Source organism: Desulfuromonas thiophila (genome assembly GCF_900101955.1).
GTDB lineage: Bacteria > Desulfobacterota > Desulfuromonadia > Desulfuromonadales > Desulfuromonadaceae > Pseudodesulfuromonas > Pseudodesulfuromonas thiophila.
On the sequence record NZ_FNAQ01000001.1, the window covers coordinates 435624 to 451164 of the forward strand.

Annotated in this window: 18 protein-coding genes and 1 tRNA gene; 13 read left to right on the forward strand and 6 right to left on the reverse strand. The window is 61.2% G+C overall.

The annotated features are described in order from the left end of the window. Nucleotides 1–83: 83 nt before the first annotated feature. The 8 genes from BLR80_RS01915 to BLR80_RS01950 all read left to right on the forward strand — a co-directional run bounded on the left by BLR80_RS01915 (nucleotide 84) and on the right by BLR80_RS01950 (nucleotide 6530). Complete coding sequence (locus tag BLR80_RS01915; protein ID WP_092075692.1) at nucleotides 84–311, forward strand: helix-turn-helix domain-containing protein; 228 nt, start codon at nucleotides 84–86, stop codon at nucleotides 309–311. Nucleotides 312–322: 11 nt separating this feature from the next. Next, nucleotides 323–2869: a CHC2 zinc finger domain-containing protein gene (locus tag BLR80_RS01920; RefSeq protein ID WP_092075694.1), complete on the forward strand. Its 2547-nt coding sequence runs from the start codon at nucleotides 323–325 to the stop codon at nucleotides 2867–2869. Next, nucleotides 2866–3243, forward strand: a complete 378-nt coding sequence (locus tag BLR80_RS01925) for a hypothetical protein (protein WP_092075695.1) — start codon at nucleotides 2866–2868, stop codon at nucleotides 3241–3243. Before BLR80_RS01920 ends, BLR80_RS01925 begins: the two co-directional genes overlap by 4 nt. 240 nt (nucleotides 3244–3483) lie before the next feature. Next, a complete protein-coding gene (locus tag BLR80_RS01930; RefSeq protein ID WP_092075697.1) occupies nucleotides 3484–3702 on the forward strand; it encodes a hypothetical protein in 219 nt (72 codons plus the stop codon). A 99-nt stretch (nucleotides 3703–3801) separates the two neighbouring features. Continuing rightward, a complete protein-coding gene (locus BLR80_RS01935) occupies nucleotides 3802–4068 on the forward strand; it encodes a hypothetical protein (RefSeq protein WP_092075699.1) in 267 nt (88 codons plus the stop codon). A 192-nt stretch (nucleotides 4069–4260) separates the two neighbouring features. Then, the gene (locus BLR80_RS01940) at nucleotides 4261–4731 is read left to right on the forward strand and encodes a hypothetical protein (RefSeq protein WP_092075701.1); all 471 of its coding nucleotides are present in this window, start codon (nucleotides 4261–4263) and stop codon (nucleotides 4729–4731) included. Nucleotides 4732–5218: 487 nt separating this feature from the next. Further along, a complete protein-coding gene (locus BLR80_RS01945) occupies nucleotides 5219–6322 on the forward strand; it encodes an integrase (RefSeq protein ID WP_092075703.1) in 1104 nt (367 codons plus the stop codon). Nucleotides 6323–6341: 19 nt separating this feature from the next. Beyond that, nucleotides 6342–6530: a hypothetical protein gene (locus BLR80_RS01950; RefSeq protein WP_092075705.1), complete on the forward strand. Its 189-nt coding sequence runs from the start codon at nucleotides 6342–6344 to the stop codon at nucleotides 6528–6530. A gap of 319 nt (nucleotides 6531–6849) precedes the next feature. Here the strand turns inward: BLR80_RS01950 and BLR80_RS01955 are convergent. Next, nucleotides 6850–6925: transfer RNA gene (locus BLR80_RS01955), tRNA-Thr, on the reverse strand. 89 nt (nucleotides 6926–7014) lie between these two features. Here BLR80_RS01955 and BLR80_RS01960 point away from each other — a divergent pair. Genes BLR80_RS01960 through sfsA form a run of 4 tightly spaced genes read left to right on the forward strand, consistent with a single transcriptional unit; the run spans nucleotide 7015 to nucleotide 9806 of the window. Further along, complete coding sequence (locus BLR80_RS01960; protein WP_092075707.1) at nucleotides 7015–7320, forward strand: nucleoside triphosphate pyrophosphohydrolase family protein; 306 nt, start codon at nucleotides 7015–7017, stop codon at nucleotides 7318–7320. Next, nucleotides 7320–7886, forward strand: coding sequence for a manganese efflux pump MntP (locus tag BLR80_RS01965; protein ID WP_092075709.1), 567 nt, complete (start codon nucleotides 7320–7322; stop codon nucleotides 7884–7886). Before BLR80_RS01960 ends, BLR80_RS01965 begins: the two co-directional genes overlap by 1 nt. Nucleotides 7887–7911: 25 nt before the next feature. Next, nucleotides 7912–9108, forward strand: coding sequence for a phosphoserine phosphatase SerB (serB, locus tag BLR80_RS01970; protein WP_092075712.1), 1197 nt, complete (start codon nucleotides 7912–7914; stop codon nucleotides 9106–9108). After that, nucleotides 9105–9806 carry a DNA/RNA nuclease SfsA gene (gene sfsA, locus BLR80_RS01975; protein WP_092075714.1) on the forward strand — a complete coding sequence of 234 codons (702 nt, stop codon included), beginning with the start codon at nucleotides 9105–9107 and terminating at the stop codon, nucleotides 9804–9806. Before serB ends, sfsA begins: the two co-directional genes overlap by 4 nt. Nucleotides 9807–9822: 16 nt before the next feature. Here sfsA and BLR80_RS01980 read toward each other — a convergent pair whose 3' ends face one another. Genes BLR80_RS01980 through BLR80_RS01990 form a run of 3 tightly spaced genes read right to left on the reverse strand, consistent with a single transcriptional unit; the run spans nucleotide 9823 to nucleotide 11779 of the window. Then, the gene (locus tag BLR80_RS01980) at nucleotides 9823–10482 is read right to left on the reverse strand and encodes a TPM domain-containing protein (RefSeq protein ID WP_092075716.1); all 660 of its coding nucleotides are present in this window, start codon (nucleotides 10480–10482) and stop codon (nucleotides 9823–9825) included. A 14-nt stretch (nucleotides 10483–10496) separates the two neighbouring features. Then, entirely contained in the window at nucleotides 10497–11192 is a 696-nt protein-coding gene (locus BLR80_RS01985; protein WP_092075718.1) for a TPM domain-containing protein, read from the reverse strand. Beyond that, nucleotides 11192–11779, reverse strand: a complete 588-nt coding sequence (locus BLR80_RS01990) for a LemA family protein (RefSeq protein ID WP_092075720.1) — start codon at nucleotides 11777–11779, stop codon at nucleotides 11192–11194. The genes BLR80_RS01985 and BLR80_RS01990 overlap by 1 nt, the downstream gene beginning before the upstream one ends. Nucleotides 11780–11937: 158 nt before the next feature. Here BLR80_RS01990 and BLR80_RS01995 point away from each other — a divergent pair, with 158 nt between their 5' ends. Next, nucleotides 11938–12585, forward strand: a complete 648-nt coding sequence (locus BLR80_RS01995; protein WP_092075722.1) for a YkgJ family cysteine cluster protein — start codon at nucleotides 11938–11940, stop codon at nucleotides 12583–12585. A gap of 170 nt (nucleotides 12586–12755) precedes the next feature. Here BLR80_RS01995 and BLR80_RS02000 read toward each other — a convergent pair whose 3' ends face one another. Continuing rightward, nucleotides 12756–12986 carry a hypothetical protein gene (locus BLR80_RS02000; RefSeq protein WP_092075724.1) on the reverse strand — a complete coding sequence of 77 codons (231 nt, stop codon included), beginning with the start codon at nucleotides 12984–12986 and terminating at the stop codon, nucleotides 12756–12758. Between the two features lie 3 nt (nucleotides 12987–12989). Beyond that, on the reverse strand, nucleotides 12990–15458 hold the full coding sequence (gene lon / locus BLR80_RS02005) for an endopeptidase La (RefSeq protein WP_092075726.1): 2469 nt from the start codon (nucleotides 15456–15458) through the stop codon (nucleotides 12990–12992). Nucleotides 15459–15541: the final 83 nt, after the last annotated feature.

Sequence of the window (15541 nt, forward strand, 5' to 3'; positions counted from 1 at the left end):
TTTTAATAGTTTTTGCTTTTTGTGGCTTTGTTGTCTACTCCGGGCTGTGACCAACACCCCACACCCTGAAAGGATTAGACAACATGAAAACACAAACCCGCGACAACAAAAACACCGAAACACCCGCCACCGCTGAACCCTTTGTTAGCGTCAAGATCGCCGCCGAATTTCTCGGCATTCCCGAAAACACCTGCTACAAGTTGGCCTTATCTCGCAAGGTCCCCTCTTATAAAGCGGGCAAACTTCGCCGCTTCAAGCTCTCGGAGCTGGCCGCCTGGATGGAATCCAACCGCGTAGCCGCCGGCGAGTGAGGCCCGCCGGAATGCTGACGATTGAGGAGAGAAAATCCGCCGTACTGGATCGCCTTGACGTGGCCGGGCTGGTTGCTGAACTGTTCGACCGCCGAACCCCGGCCGGAGCGAATCAGGTTTTAGTGCTGTGTCCTTATCACTCGGAAAGCACCCCGAGCTGTTCGGTCAATACCCGGTCCGGCCTTCATAACTGCAAAGCCTGCGGGGAGAGCGGCAACGTGTTTGATATGTACATGGCCGCCCGGGGGCTGGACTTCGCCGCCGCCCTGGCCGAACTGGAAAGCCGCTGCGGGATCGAGCCGCACGGCGGATCACCGCGCAAGAACACCGCCACACCTGCCCCGAAAAAAACGACATCCAAAGCCAACCCGAAACAGGCCGCCGCTTCTTCGCCGCGTGGCCCGGCGGTTGCCGTGTTTCGGTACTATGATGACAACAACGTATTTTGTTACCAGAAAACCAGGTTTGAACCCGGCCGCGACGGCAAGTCGAAAGAGTTTGCTTTTGAACACCTGACCGGCGAAGGATTCGCACCCGGGCGGGGACCACACCCGCCGCTGTTGTATGGCCTGCATCGGCTGGCGACTGCACCGCCTGCCGGGCGTGTTTTTGTGGTCGAAGGCGAAGGCAAGGCCGATGCCCTGGCCGCCTGGGGAGAGGTTGCGGTTTGTACCGATTCCGGGGCCGCTGGCCGCTGGCCGGGAGCCTTCAATCACTTTTTCACGGGCCGCCGCGTGGTGATTTTGCCCGACAACGACGCGCCGGGGGAAAAATACGCCGCAACGGTTGCCGCCGCGCTGGAAGGGTCCGCCGGGTCAATTTCGGTTTTGCGCCTGCCGGGCCTGCCCGAAAAAGGCGACGTTCTCGACTGGATCGCCGCCCGCCGGGCTGCCGGCTTGTCGGCTGACGAAATCACGGCCGAATTTCTTCACCTGGCCGCGACCCACTGCGAACCCTGGCAAGCCCCGGCGGAAAAGCTGCCGGTGGTGATACCGCCGGAGAATGAGGACGACGGCGGAGACGACGACACCACCCCGGAGCGAAGCCGGAGCACACGGGGAGCACCGCGCCTGCTGGCAATGCTGGCCGGACAGCCGCTGCTATGCGATTCCACCGGCGGGACCTATGTTCAAATTGATGGCGATGTGTTGCCGCTGGACCCCAAAAGCCCGCGCCTGGCTGAGGTGATGGCCGCCCGCTACTATGCCGCAACCGGGCAAACGATCGGCCGTGAAGCCCTGACCGCTGCTTGTCATATCCTGTCCCACCAGGCCCGCCAAACCGGGGAGCTTGCACCCATGGCGAACCGTTGCGCCGCTGTAGGCGATGCGCTGGTGTTCGACCTGGGCAACCGCCGCGCTGTACGGATCACCCCCGGCGCGTGGCAAGTGACCGAACCCGCACCCGGCACCTTTCGCGATTGGCAACACAAACGCCCACACCCGGAACCCGTCAAGGGGGGAAATCTGCGCCGCCTGCTCGATTTTGTGCGCGTCGCGCCGGAGGATGCCGAACTTTTTTTGTTTTCACTCGTTGCGAGTTTGGCGCCGGGGCTGTCCCGTCCGGCACTCAATGTTGAAGGCCCGCAAGGGTCCGGCAAAAGTTCTGCCGCCCGAAAGGTTAAGCGCCTGCTGGACCCCGGCACCCCGGAAATCGCACTGATACCGCGCAAGGTTGAGGACTTGGACCTGATCCTATCTCGGCATTTTGTGGCGGTTTTAGACAATGTGAGTTTTGTTCCCCCCGAGTTGGCTGACTATTTTTGCGGGCTGATTACCGGGGCCGGGCTGCTGCGCCGTGTGCTGCACACGACAAGCGAGCTGCTCGAGATTGATATTGACGTGCTTTTGATTTTCACCGGCATTTCCGCGCTGTCGAATCGGCCCGACTTGACGGAACGCATGTTGAAAATCAGGCTGGAGCGGATCGCGGACGACGAACGCCGGACGGATCGCGAGCTTGACGCCGAATTTGCTGAGGCATTGCCCGAGATACTCGGGGGGCTGTTTGATGCCTTGGCCGCTGGGCTGGCCGTGCTGCCCGGCTATCGACCGCCGCGCCTGCCGCGTCTGGCTGAGTTTAGCCGCTTGGCTGCGGCTTGCGCCGAAGCCGCTGAACCGGGGGGAGGTGGGCGCTATCTGGCCGCGTTCTTCAAAAATCAGGGCAATCAATATCAGGAACTAGCCGAGAGTGACGGCCTTTTTGCTGCTACGCTGGAGGCGCTGCGCACGAAAAACCCGCTTGAAGGGTCATTCAAAGAGGTCTGCGACCACCTGCGAGAGATTGCGAACCCTGGCCCAAAAGAAAAATTCCCTACCGCGCACAGCTTGCGCCGCACTTTGGAGCGGCTGGCGGTGGCGTTTGAGGCCGCCGGAATTGGGTTTGTGCTGTCAAAACCGGGCGAGCGCACCGCCACCGCAAAAGGTCATGTGCGTATTTTCACCCGCGCCACATCCTCCGAACTGGCAATCGGATTGACCGACGCCCCACCCCTACCACCGGAACCACCGCCGGAACTGGCCGGGCTGATGTTCGAGCCGGGGGAGTTGGGGCCGTGAAAATCACCCTGCTGAAAGATTTTGAAGCGAAAACCACCGAAGGCCCGCGCCTGCTGCCTGCCGGGCGGGAGCTGGATCTTGCCGAAGAGAAAGCCCGCGCCCTGATCGCCGCCGGGATCGCTGAGCCTGCCGACCTGCCGCGCCCCTACCTGGACCGGGCCGGGGAACTGGTGATTCCGCTGAATTGCCCGGCCCGCTTCAAATGGTGGGCCGGGGGACAGTCTGCCTTGGACACCCTGCGGGAGCTGTTCGAGGAACGCGCCGCCATTATGGAATTTGACGGGGGCCTGCCCCGAGACGAAGCCGAACGCCGGGCCGCTGAAATCACCGGCTACCACCCCCAACCCCGAAAAACGAAGGACACCGACCCATGAACAGAGCCAAAAAGTTGATCGTTGCCGCCGAAGCAACCCGCAGAAAGTGCCCACTCACTCGGAAGCCCTGCCTGGCGTGGGACTGCGCGCTGTGGGAGGATCGCGGCTTGCGAGATATTTATTCGCGGGCACATCACGGAGTTTACGCCGTGGGTCTTTGCAAGCTTTGTCGCCGACCCTGAAGGCCTTGTTCGCTCCACCGGAAAACCCCAACCCCACAAAGCGAAAGGACACCGACCCATGACCGAAACCCGCACACTATCACCACAAACAAAGCTTGTTTTTTTCACCGGCGCTTTGCGCGAGCTTGACCAGCTGACCGCCCTGATGGACGATGTTTATTTTGAGGCGGGTATCGAGCCGCCCGGACACCTGGCCTGCTACATTTCTGGCCGAAGCGAAGAGCTGACCGCCCACATTTCCCGCCTGCGGGCCGAAATCAATCCGCCCGCTGGCTAAAACCGACGCGCTGAGCGCCCGCACAAGCGACGATCTTTCGCGCCCCTAGGGGTAACCCTGGGGGCAATTCACAACAACATGACAACAGGACAATAAGCAATGAAAAATTCCGAAATCATGGCCCGCGCCCTGGCCGATGCAAGCGGGGTTTCCCTTGGTGATATTCAACAGCTGGTGGCTGCCGCTTCAGCCACATTGCCGCCCGGTCACAGATTGGACGACGAGGTTCCAGAAGCCGAGGCCGCCCGGATGCTGGAGAGCTTCCGGCGGAACCAACAGGGAATTAGGCTGTGGCTGCTGAACGGTTATGTGCAGGCTGTTGCCTCTGCCCCGCCCCGCGCCCCTACGATGGACAACGCCCGATGAAAAAAAAGGTCACGGAAACCGGCACAGCGGCACCAGGCAGCCGTGCAATTTCTGCCGCTGGCCGCTGCCGCCGTGGGTCCTTTCTGCTGTTTGCTTCACTGCGGGATGTTAAGCCCCGAAATTCAACCCCATTCGAAACTTTAGGGCTGATTAGAATTTTAGAAAAACGATGAAAAAACAGGAGGTTATTTCATGAACAAAAAACCGGGACCGAACAGCGGAACCGCTGCCGAGTTTTCGTCAAACCTGATCGGCCCGGCCGCCCTGGCTGGCCTGTCAAGCCTGCTCGACCCGGAACGCTGCCGCGCCTGGCTGTTTGGCTTTCTTCACCCGGGGGCAGCCGCCCACTGCTGCCCCGGCTGTGGGGCGAAACTATCGGAGCGCCGCGCCCTGAGTTTTGCGCGGTTCCGAAAGGTCGCCTGCCCGGCCTGTGGTCTGCAATTCCGCGCCACCACCGGGACGGCTCTTCACCATTGCCAGCTGTCGCAACCGGAAATCATTTTAGCGGCCGGGTTGACGGCGGCCGGGGCGGATGCGGCAGCGGTTGCCCTGGCACTCGGGCGGGGATGGGATACCGCGAAAGTCTGGCAAAGTCGGCTTGGTGGGTTGCAGCGGGGCGGGCAGGAAAAGCGAGCGGCCGAAAACATGACGGAAAACGACTAGGGCTTTTCCGTTTCACCAGGTTGGAGAATTTCAGGCGGAGGGACTTCGACCCCCTGGCGTTCGAGGTATTCAATCATGGCGCGTTCAATAAGGTCACTGACCGGAACCCCTTCATCAAGGGCCCGATGTTGAGCGGCCCTATACACTTCTGGCCGAAGTCGGACGCCGGTTTGATTCCGGCGAATGTCTGAACGTGGACGCGCTGCCATAGACGGAAATTTAACGTTCCCTTTCTATTTTGTCAATATAATCCGCTTGACAATAACAAATAAAGACAATACAAAATAAATTGTTTTCGACAACAATAAATAAAAAAGAGCGGAAGCGATGGCCGCCGGGTGTAACGAGCTTATGACGGCGCTGAAACGCTGATGAAGGCAAGCCCCGGAGCGCTTCCTAACGCGGGCAGCTAGGCAAACGGGCCAAGCCGAAAAGGGTGCAACAATCCGCGCCCCTGCTGTCCGGTTTCATTCTGGAGGGTTAAGCGATGGCGCGACGAACGCGAGGCATTTATAAACGCGGGAAAATCTGGTGGCTGACCTACCAGGGGCCGGACGGCAAACAGCACTTTGAGAGCAGCGGGAGCCAGCTTCGGGCCGACGCGGAGTTTTTGCTTAACAAGCGCCGCCTGGCGATTGCCGAAGGAACGCAACCGCTCGATCGGCTGCGCAAGGCGAAGCAAACCACCTTTGCCGCCCTGGCGGATGAATACGAAAGGTTCATTGCTGGGCAAAAAAGCGCCGCTGTTAAAAGGCTCTTCCTGCGAGAGATGCGGGCGGAGTTCGGCACGGTTCGCCTGTCTGCCCTGAACCTGGCCGCTGTCGAGGGCTGGAAGGCGAAACTTCTGAGCGAACCCCGACAGGGCCGGAAAAACCAGACAACACGCGGGCCGCTGGCTGTGGCTTCTGTCAATCGGCACCTGGCTTGTTTCAAGCACATGCTGCGCAAGGGTCTTGATTGGGAACTGATCACCCGCGAAACCTTTGACCGGCTGTGCCGCGTCAAGCTCGATCGCGAAGACAACGCCCGCTTGCGTTTTCTTTCACCCGAAGAGAGCGCCCGCTTGATCGACTGTGCCGCGCCCCACTTGAGACCCTTGTTGATTGCTGCGCTGAACACCGGCTGCCGCAAGGGGGAACTGCTGGGGTTGACCTGGGATCGGGTTGACCTGCGTCATGGCTTTATCCGGTTGACCCAAACCAAAAGCGGCAAGCCGCGTGAAATCCCGATCAATGCAACGTTTCGGGAAGTGCTGGAGCGACTGCCCCGCAACATCAATCCCGCCGGGCTGGTGTTTGTCAACCCTGACACTGGCGCGAAGTACCACGACCTAAAGCGGAGTTTCGCCACCGCTTGCCGCCGCGCCGGTATCCATGACTTCACCTTTCACGACCTGCGGCACTGCTTCGCCAGTCAGCTAGTCATGAGCGGGGTAGACTTGACCAGCGTTTCCCGCCTGCTGGGTCATGCCAGCCTGACCATGACGCTACGTTATGCCCATTTAGCCCCGGACCACCTGCAAAGCGCCGTTGCCGTACTTGACCGCCTGAGCGGATCGCGCCAGGCCGCCGGGCAAAAGGCCGCCCGCTAAACGAAGAAAGGGGGACACTATGACCGCCGCTGTTTTTGTTCGGGCCGTGAACGCTGCTGATTATATCCGTATCCGCGTGAACACAGACGGGGCCTGCTGGCTGCCGGTTGAAAAAGAACAGGCGCTTTTGTGGCGGGACAAGATCGAAGGGGGGATCCCCGTAAATTTTGAAACCGGCGAAGGTGGCCGCTGGCTGTGGATCGGCTGAACCAGGCGAACCGCCGAACACCCGAACAGCCAAAAGGCAAAAACAAGCCCTGTGACCTTTCACCAGCGAATGACCTTCTTACTTTGAAGGTCACAACCAAAGGTCACGGGGTTTTCTTATTGATTCCGGTACTTTACAGAAGTAGTGACCTTTGTGACCTTCATTTCCCCTATATTTACTGTTACAACGGGGAAAACGCTATTCCCTGCAAACCTGCGCTAGTTCTGGCCTGGGTGAAAGTTACATGACAATTACATGACAATTAGGGTATAAGACGCAAATAGGGCTGCGCCATGCTGACGCAACCCCTTAAAATTACTGGAGCCACCCATCGGATTTGAACCGACGACCTACTGATTACGAATCAGTTGCTCTACCAGCTGAGCTAGGGTGGCACAAAAGTGCCCGCTTTTTACCGCGCCGGGTGGGGCGCTGTCAAGCGTTTAAGCGTGGCGGCTGGGTGCGGACGTTGAGAGGATTGTGCATGACAAAGCCGTCGTTTGGAGACTTGCTGGCCGGCGTGGATGTGGCGCTGTTTGAACGCACCCTGGAGCGCTGGGGAGAACAGGGTCAGTACGACCAGGCCATTGAGGAATGCAACGAACTGGCGGTGGCCCTGCTGCATTTCCGTCGTGGCAAGGCGGTTCCGCAGCAGGTGATCGATGAATTGGCCGATGTGGCCCTGATGGTCGCCCAACTCAGCTGGATGTTCGGACCGGCGGCGGTGGCGGCTGCAGTGGCGCGCAAGTGTGCCAAACTGGAAGCCCTGTTGGCGGCGGAGTCCGTCTGATGGCGCTTGCGACCCTGCTGGGGCTGGCGGTGGCGCTGGCCATGGACGCCTTTGCGGTGGCGCTGGCGACGGCGGCGGCCCTGCCCTGCGTCACCGGCCGTCACCTGTTCCGCCTCAGCTTCCATTTTGGGCTGTTTCAAGGCCTGATGCCGGTGTTGGGCTGGCTGGCCGGTGTCCGGTTGCAGCAGCTGATTGCCGCTTACGATCACTGGGTCGCTTTTGCTTTATTGCTGTGGGTGGGGGGCAAGATGCTGTATGAGGCTTTTCAGCCGGACGATGGCGACAGCCCCCGCTGCGATCCGACCCGCGGCCTGACCCTGGTGACCCTGTCGCTGGCGACCAGTATCGATGCCTTGGCCGTGGGTCTGACCCTGGGCGTGCTGGGTGTGAGCGTCTGGTGGCCGGCACTGGTGATCGCCCTGGTGGCCGGCGCCTTCACGCTGGTGGGCATGCTGCTGGGGTGCCGGGTCGGCCAGCTGTGGGGCCCGCGCATGGAGATGGTTGGTGGCCTGGTGCTCTGTGGCCTGGGGCTGAAGATTCTGCTGGAACATCTGACACTGGCCTGACGGCCGGAGAAGTGAAGGGGTATTGATGACGGGCGGATTGATTCTGATTACCATGACCGGGCCGGACCGGCCGGGGGTGCTGGCCACCATGAGCGAGCAGATTGCTGCTACCCGGGGCGCGCAGATTCGCGATATCGAGATGACCGTGACCCAACGCCAGATGGTGCTGACACTGTTGCTGGATCTTTCGGCGGAAAGCGCCAGTCACAAACCGCTGGTCAAGGATCTGTTGTTCAGTGCCAAGGAACTGGGCCTGCATCTGGATTTTACCGTGGTCGATGCGGTTCAGACGCCGAGCAGCCGGGGGCCGCTTTATGTGGTGACGCTGCTGGCGGCCGAGATCAGTGCCGCCGGACTGGCGGCGGTGGCACAGGTGCTGGTGCAGAATCAGGCCAATATCGAACGCATCTCGCGTCTGACCCAGGGCGGCCTGCGCTGCGTCGAGCTGCTGGTCAGCGCCGGTGATCATCTCAATCTGCGCCAGCTCAAGCGCGAGCTGCTACAAGTGGGCAGCGGCCTGCAGCTGGATGTCGCTGTTCAGCGTGAAAGTCTTTATCGTCGTGCCAAGCGCCTGGTGGTAATGGATATGGATTCAACGCTGATCCAGATCGAGGTGATTGATGAACTGGCCCGCCTGGCTGGCGCCGGCGCGGCGGTGGCGCGGATTACCGAACAGGCCATGAATGGCGAGCTGGATTTTCGTCAGTCGCTGCAGCAGCGCGTTGCCCATCTCAAGGGCCTGAGCGTGGCGGCGCTGGAGGAGGTCTACCGCAACATTCCCTTCACCCCCGGCGCACGCGAACTGGTGCGAATTCTCAAACGGCTGGGTTTTCGTACGGCGGTGATCTCGGGCGGTTTCGGCTTTTTCACCCAGCGGCTGCAGCAGGAACTGGGGCTGGATTATGCCTATGCCAACGAGCTGGAGATGATAGATGGGCAGCTGACCGGCCGCACCCTCGGGCCCGTTATCGACGGCGAGGCCAAGGCCCGGCTGCTGGAGCAGATTGCTGCCAGCGAGGGCCTGTCGCTCGATCAGGTCATTGCCATCGGCGATGGCGCCAACGATCTGCCGATGCTCGGCCGTGCCGGTCTGGGTATCGCCTTCAACGCCAAGGCGCGGGTGCGCGAACAGGCCGATACCCATATCAGCCAGCCGGGGCTCGATTCGATTCTGTTTTTGCTGGGGCTGTCCGAGCGCGAGTTGGCGGAAATTGTGTCATGAATTTGCCACCGCTGTATCCGGCCAGGCTGTTGCGACGTTATCAGCGTTTTCTGGCCGATCTGCAGCTGGCCGATGGTCGTCAGCTGACTGCGCATGTGCCGAATACCGGCAGTATGCGCCAATGCGCTGAACCGGGCAGCGCGGTGGCCTATTCGTTGGTCGACAACCCGCGGCGTAAATACGCCGCCACCCTGGAGCTGGTGCAGGTGGCGGGCGCCTGGGTCGATATCAATACCCAGCGCAGCAACCGGGTGGTGGAGGAGGCCCTGCGGGCGGGCTGGCTGGCGGATCTGGCCGGTTTCAGGGTGCTGCCGGAGCAGCGGCTGGGCGCCAGTCGGCTGGATTTTCTGCTGCAGGGTACGGGTGGGCCGGTCTGGCTGGAGGTCAAGAACGTCACCCTGATGAGCACCCCGGTCTGTGCCGGCTTTCCCGATGCGGTCAGCGAGCGGGGCCGGCGGCATCTGCTGGAGCTGATGGCGGCCCGGCAGCAGGGCCAGCGCGCCGTGCTGCTGTTTCTGGTGCAGCGACCGGAGGCCCGTCTGTTCGCACCGGCGGCGGATATTGATCCGGCCTATGCCCGCCAGTTCGAGGCGGCGCTGCAGGCTGGCGTCGAGGTGCAGGTGTGGCAGACGGCCGTCACCGGCGATGAGCTGCCGTGCCAGGTGCAGATTGTTCGCCGCTTGCCTTTTATTGTCTGACCCGCTGGCGCGCTGGTTAGTGCAGAATCAGGTCCGGTAGTTCGTTGGGGTTGGCGCCGCCGTTATGGGGGAAATGCTCGGCCAGCAGCCGATGGCACTGGTCGATGGCCTGGCACAGGGCCTCGCAGGCCTCTTGCCGATGCAGACCGATGATGATGTCATCGACCCGCTGCTGCCAGTATTCCGCTGCCACCCGGGCGTTGATGCCGCTGTCGGCCAGAATCCGCACCCGGCGTTCAAACAGGCTGATCAGGATCAGCACGCCGGTGTGATCACGGGTAGTGTGCAGGTTGTAATGCATGAACAGCGCCAGAGCGCGTTCGCGCACACGTTCGTCCAGCACAGCGGGCCGAATCAGGCGGCGCTTGAGACCGGGCAGGAGCTCCAGCGCGGCGAATCCCAGGCCGAACAGCACAGCGTAAACCAGCGGCAGGCGCCAGGCCAGTTGCGCCGCCGGCCAGTCCGGCTGCCACCACAGCAGCAGGACCAGCCCGGCCCAGGCCAGCAGACCGGCAGCCGTCAGGCTGGTGCTGCGGTAATCACCGGCCCGGTCAATGACCAGGGGAACGATTTCGCCCCGGCTGTCCTGTTCGACCCTGGCGACGGTCTCGCGGATGCGTTGCTGTTGCGCCGCGGTGAAAAATTGTTGGGCCCGTAGACTTTTGCTTCGTTCCATCCGTTCCCCTCCTCCTACCAGTTGCCCGAGGCGCCACCGCCGCCGAAACTGCCACCGCCGCCGCTGAATCCGCCGCCACCCGAGCTGCCACCAAAACCGCCTCCGCCGATCCAGAACCCGCCCGAACGCCGGCTGCCGCGTGGCAGCAGTGCCGGGGCCAGAAACAGCAGGACCAGCAGCAGGCTCAAAGGATCGCGCTCCTTTTTGGCCTTGCGACTGCTGCCCTGGTATTCCCCGCGCACCGCTGCGCAAATGGCCGTCACGCCGGCAAGAACGCCGTCGGCATAGGCGCCCTGGCGGAATTGTGGCACGATTTCCTGGTCGATAATGCGGCCGGCCAGCAGATCGGTCAGCCGGCCTTCCAGTCCCTTACCCACCTCGATACGCACCTGGCGTTCCTGCCGGGCGATCAGCAACAGCACACCGTTGTCACGACCCCTCTGGCCCAGTCCGCTGTTCTGCGCCAGCTCGATACTGTACTGCTCCAGATTGCGGCCGGCCAGCGAGGGTACGGTCACTACCGCTACCTGGGTGCTGTCGCTGCGCTCGAAATCCTCCAGAAAGTGTTCCAGTTGCAGCTCTGTCTGGGGCGGTAACAGATCGGCCTGGTCGGTCACATAGTGCTGCAGCCGTTCGGGCAGGGTCGCCTGCGCCGTCAGTGGCAGCAGCACCAGCAGCATCAGTGTGGCTGCCAGACGCCGCAGAGCCATCAGAATTTCACCTGTGGCGCACTGGCGGCGCCGGTTTCAGCCTTGAAGGGCTCTTTACGCTCAAGTTTCAGCAGAAATTTGTTGGTCAGGTTGCCGGGAAAGGTGCGGATGGCGCTGTTGAATTGTTGAACCGCCTCGTTGTAGCGCTGCCGTGCCACGTTGATACGGTTTTCCGTGCCTTCCAGCTGATGTTGCAGATCGCGGAAGTTCTGGCTGGCCTTGAGGTCGGGGTAGCGTTCGGCCACCAGCAGCAGGCGTGACAGGGCGCCGGACATCTGTTGCTGGGCGGCAAGGAACTGCTCCACCTGCTGTGGATCACTCAGATTCGCGGCGTTGAGTTGGACGCGTCCGACGGAAGCGCGTGCCGCCGTCACCTGTTCGAGGGTTTCGCGTTCGTGGGCGGCGTAGGCCTTCACCGTTTCCACCAGATTGGGAATCAGGTCGGCACGGCGCTGGTAGGTGGCCTCGATATCGGCCCAGGCCTTGAAAACCCCTTCCTCCTGCCGTTGAATCTCGTTGTAGCCGCAGCCGCCCAGCAGCGGCAGCACCAGCAGGGCCGCCAGCAGGCTTTGCATCCATCGTTTCATGATCCGTCTCCTGTCACGGTTGTGTCCTGGTGCACCAGGACGGTTAAAATCGGTGAAATGGTTTAATTTGTTAGAAGGGTTGACAGTCTTGAGGTTTTGCAAAACAGTGTTTCTTAAAAAAGGAAGCCCTGCAACCGTAAACCGAACGGGAGGTGTCAATGACAGCTGTTTTGTCCTCCGATCTGGCCCGTTGGCAGAAGCAACTCGAACAACGCTGGGCGGCGCCTTTGCGTCAGGCCCGCGACAGGCGGGTTCACAGCCAGGTGATGGCGGATTTTCTGCAACAGGTGGAGACCGATCTGCGTCTGGGCCTGAAACCGCAGGAGGCTGCCGCCATCGCCTGCAGTGCCGGTTGTGGTACCTGCTGCCAGGTGCATGTTGCCGTACTCGAACCCGAAGCGCTGCATATCGCCGCCTATCTGCGGCAGACCCGGTCCGCCACCGAACTGGCTGAACTGCGCCGCCGCATGAACCGGCTGTGTATTGCCATTGAAGGTCTGGACGAGGAGGAACGGGCGGCCTGTGGCTGCCACTGTGTCTTTCTCGATACCGAGGGGCATTGTACGATCTACCCGGTGCGGCCGCTGCTGTGCCGGGCGGTCACCTCCACCTGCCCCCGGAGCTGTCGCGATGCCCTGCGCCTGTCGGCCCTGGGCGAGCAGGTGCCGGTGCTGATGAACCTGTTTCAGAAGGAACTAATGGAAAGCGCTTTCAGGGGGCTGGCGCACCTGTGGCAGCAACAGGGTGGCGACGGCCGCAGCTTTGAGCTGACGGCGGCAGTGCGCCGGGCGCTGTACGCGGCCTGATCCTGTTTGACGGAAAAAAACAAGCGGGCTGGCTTGACAATTATCACTGCTTAGGTTATCAATAAAGCACAACGCATCTTGCGGGATGCGGATTCACCAGTAAACCCCCTGTTCCCCCTGGGATTCCTCCTTGCCCAGGGGGTTTTTTTATGTGCCCGCCGCCCCAGCTGTCAGCGTGGCCCGGCGCTCGTGGCAGAATGCAGGGCGGCAAACTGCAGCAGCTGCTGCAGATCAAGGCCGCTGTCCTTGACGATGCCGAGAAAGACCGGCAGCAACTGCATCATGAAGGAGGAGTCCTGCAGCGCTTCCTTGGCCAGAGGCGGCAGACAGTTGAGGATAAAGGCCTGTTTGTCGGCCGTGGGCAATTCCAGGATCTGTTGTTGCAGCTGTTCCAATGACATGTATCACTCCTTGGCGGTTGCGGCCGGTTGGCCGAAGGCCACGGCATAGACATCCTGATAGTTTCGGGCGAAGTGTACCTCAAGCCCTTCGCGCAGATGGTCGGGCAGTTCCTCGAAATCCTTGCGGTTACTCTCCGGGAAGATCAGCACCTTCAGGCCGCTGCGGCGGGCGGCGATGGTTTTCTCCTTCACTCCGCCGATGGGCAGTACCTGGCCGGTAAGGGTCAGTTCGCCGGTCATACCGAGCTTTTTGCGCACCGGTCGGCCACTGATCATTGACAGCAGTGCTGTGGTCATGGTGACTCCGGCCGAGGGGCCATCCTTGGGGGTGGCGCCGGCCGGCACATGCAGATGGATGAAGTGGCGGTCGAAGAAGTCCTGTGGTAGGCCAAATTGTTGCAGATGGCCCATGACGTACGAGTAGGCGATCTCCGAGCTTTCCACCATCACCTTGCCGAGTTGGCCGGTCTGCTTGAAGCCCTTGGACTGGCTTGCGACCGCCGTGGCCTCAATCTGCAGGGTGGCGCCACCCATGCTGGTCCAGGCCAGGCCGGTGACCACGCCGGGGACATTCTTGAAGACCTCGTCCTGACTGAACACCGGCTTGCCCAGATAGCTCTCCAGTTCCTTGCGGCCAATGGTGAGGCGCTCCTGCGCCCCTTCGGCAAAGGCCATGGCAGCCTTGCGCATGATCTTCTTAATGCGGTTTTCCAGGCCGCGCACACCGGCCTCGCGGGCGTAGTTCTCGACGATGGCTTCGAGAGCCTCCTTGCGGATGCTGACCTGCTGACGTGTCAGGCCGTGGTTCTCCAGCGCCTTGGGAATCAGGTAGCGCCGCGCAATCTCAACCTTTTCGGCCAGAATGTAGCCTGACAGGCGAATGATCTCCATGCGGTCGAGCAGCGGCGCCGGAATGGTGTCGAGCTGGTTGGCGGTGGCGATGAACAGCACGTTGGACAGATCGAAGGGCACGTCCAGATAATGGTCCCGGAAGCTGTTGTTCTGTTCCGGATCAAGCACCTCCAGTAGGGCCGAGGCCGGATCGCCGTGGAACGAGGCGCCGATTTTGTCGATTTCATCCAGCATCAGCACCGGGTTGGCGCTGCCGGCGATCTTCATGGCTTGAATGAATTTCCCCGGCATGGCACCGATATAGGTGCGTCGGTGGCCCTTGATCTCGGCCTCGTCGCGCATGCCGCCGAGGGAAAAGCGGTAGAAGTTGCGGCCGATGGCGGCGGCAACACTTTTGCCGATGGAGGTTTTGCCGACCCCTGGCGGGCCTACCAGACACAGGATCGAACCGCTGATGTCTCCTTTCATCTTGCCGACGGCGATGAATTCAAGGATGCGTTGTTTGACGTCCTCCAGCCCGAAATGATCGCGGTCGAGCGCCTTCTTGGCCTTGGCGATATCGTAGGAATCGCGGGTGTGTTTGCCCCACGGCAAAATGGTCAGCCAGTCGAGATAGTTGCGGCTGACATTGTATTCCGGTGAGCTCGGCTCGATCAGCTGAAGCTTTTCGATCTCCTCGTCGATGGCCTTGCGGGCCTCGTCGTTGAGTTTGAGCCCTGCCAGCCGCTCGCGAAACTTTTCGATTTCACTGGTTTTACCTTCCTTTTCCAGCCCCAGTTCCTTCTTGATGGCCTTAAGCTGTTCGCGCAGGAAGAATTCGCGCTGATGGGTCGAAATGCGTTTTTCGATCTGCTTGGAAATCTTGCTCTGCAGGCGCGAGACCTCCAGTTCCTTCTTCAGCAGCACCAGCACCTGTTCGATGCGTTCGCGGACATCGAAGGTTGCCAGAATCTGCTGCAGTTCCTGGCCATCGGCACTGGTCAGGTTGGCAGCAAAATCGGCCAGCCGGCCCGGATCGTCCATGCTGGAACGGCCGAGGAACATCTTGATTTCCTCGGAATAGAGCGGGTTGATCTGCACCAGTTCCTTAAGGGTGGAAAGAATGGCGAGGGAATAGGCCTTGAGCTCTTCGCGGCGCTTGGTGTCTTGCTCAAACTGGTAACTGACGCGAGCGAACAGACCGCCGGGGGTGTCGAAGATTTCCCGGATGACAAAGCGTTCGAGGCAGTTGACCAGCACCTGGGCGCTGTCCTCCTCCGCCTTGAGCACCTTGACGATTTTGCCGACAACGCCCACCGGGTGCAGATTGTCCGGTTCGTCTCGACCGTCGAGTTGGCGTACCAGGACCATGCCGATGGCCTGAGAGGCACTTTCGGCGGCCTTACGGACGATTGAGACCTTTTCCGCGCCAGTGATGTTGAGTGGAATCAGGATGGCGGGAAAGGCCGGTCGTGGCCGCAGCGGTATGATGGGAATCCTGTCGGGCAGGATGTCGCTGGCCAGAACCAGACCTTCGGCGGTCTCTTCGCTGGCAGGGGTCACATCGGCTTCTTCAGGGGTGCTGTCGGTCTGCTCAGGCGGCTGCTCCTGCTGCGGATCCTCTTCGTTGTGCTGCGTCATCAGCAATCCTGTTCGGGTTGGGCCGGGCCAGCGGTCTGGGGCGGCGCCGGGCGCTGTGGGGGCTGCGACGCCAAGACGGCGTC

Excerpts from the sequence above, each read along its gene's own strand:
- BLR80_RS01995 (WP_092075722.1), top strand. The coding sequence starts at position 11,938 with ATGACAGCTGTTTTGTCCTCCGATCTGGCCCGTTGGCAGAAGCAACTC.
- BLR80_RS01990 (WP_092075720.1), bottom strand. The coding sequence starts at position 11,779 with ATGAAACGATGGATGCAAAGCCTGCTGGCGGCCCTGCTGGTGCTGCCG.
- BLR80_RS01920 (WP_092075694.1), top strand. The coding sequence starts at position 323 with ATGCTGACGATTGAGGAGAGAAAATCCGCCGTACTGGATCGCCTTGAC.
- sfsA (WP_092075714.1), top strand. The coding sequence starts at position 9,105 with ATGAATTTGCCACCGCTGTATCCGGCCAGGCTGTTGCGACGTTATCAG.
- BLR80_RS01980 (WP_092075716.1), bottom strand. The coding sequence starts at position 10,482 with ATGGAACGAAGCAAAAGTCTACGGGCCCAACAATTTTTCACCGCGGCG.
- BLR80_RS01940 (WP_092075701.1), top strand. The coding sequence starts at position 4,261 with ATGAACAAAAAACCGGGACCGAACAGCGGAACCGCTGCCGAGTTTTCG.
- BLR80_RS01935 (WP_092075699.1), top strand. The coding sequence starts at position 3,802 with ATGAAAAATTCCGAAATCATGGCCCGCGCCCTGGCCGATGCAAGCGGG.
- BLR80_RS01950 (WP_092075705.1), top strand. The coding sequence starts at position 6,342 with ATGACCGCCGCTGTTTTTGTTCGGGCCGTGAACGCTGCTGATTATATC.
- BLR80_RS02000 (WP_092075724.1), bottom strand. The coding sequence starts at position 12,986 with ATGTCATTGGAACAGCTGCAACAACAGATCCTGGAATTGCCCACGGCC.
- BLR80_RS01930 (WP_092075697.1), top strand. The coding sequence starts at position 3,484 with ATGACCGAAACCCGCACACTATCACCACAAACAAAGCTTGTTTTTTTC.
- BLR80_RS01965 (WP_092075709.1), top strand. The coding sequence starts at position 7,320 with ATGGCGCTTGCGACCCTGCTGGGGCTGGCGGTGGCGCTGGCCATGGAC.
- BLR80_RS01945 (WP_092075703.1), top strand. The coding sequence starts at position 5,219 with ATGGCGCGACGAACGCGAGGCATTTATAAACGCGGGAAAATCTGGTGG.
- lon (WP_092075726.1), bottom strand. The coding sequence starts at position 15,458 with ATGACGCAGCACAACGAAGAGGATCCGCAGCAGGAGCAGCCGCCTGAG.
- BLR80_RS01915 (WP_092075692.1), top strand. The coding sequence starts at position 84 with ATGAAAACACAAACCCGCGACAACAAAAACACCGAAACACCCGCCACC.
- serB (WP_092075712.1), top strand. The coding sequence starts at position 7,912 with ATGACGGGCGGATTGATTCTGATTACCATGACCGGGCCGGACCGGCCG.
- BLR80_RS01960 (WP_092075707.1), top strand. The coding sequence starts at position 7,015 with ATGACAAAGCCGTCGTTTGGAGACTTGCTGGCCGGCGTGGATGTGGCG.
- BLR80_RS01985 (WP_092075718.1), bottom strand. The coding sequence starts at position 11,192 with ATGGCTCTGCGGCGTCTGGCAGCCACACTGATGCTGCTGGTGCTGCTG.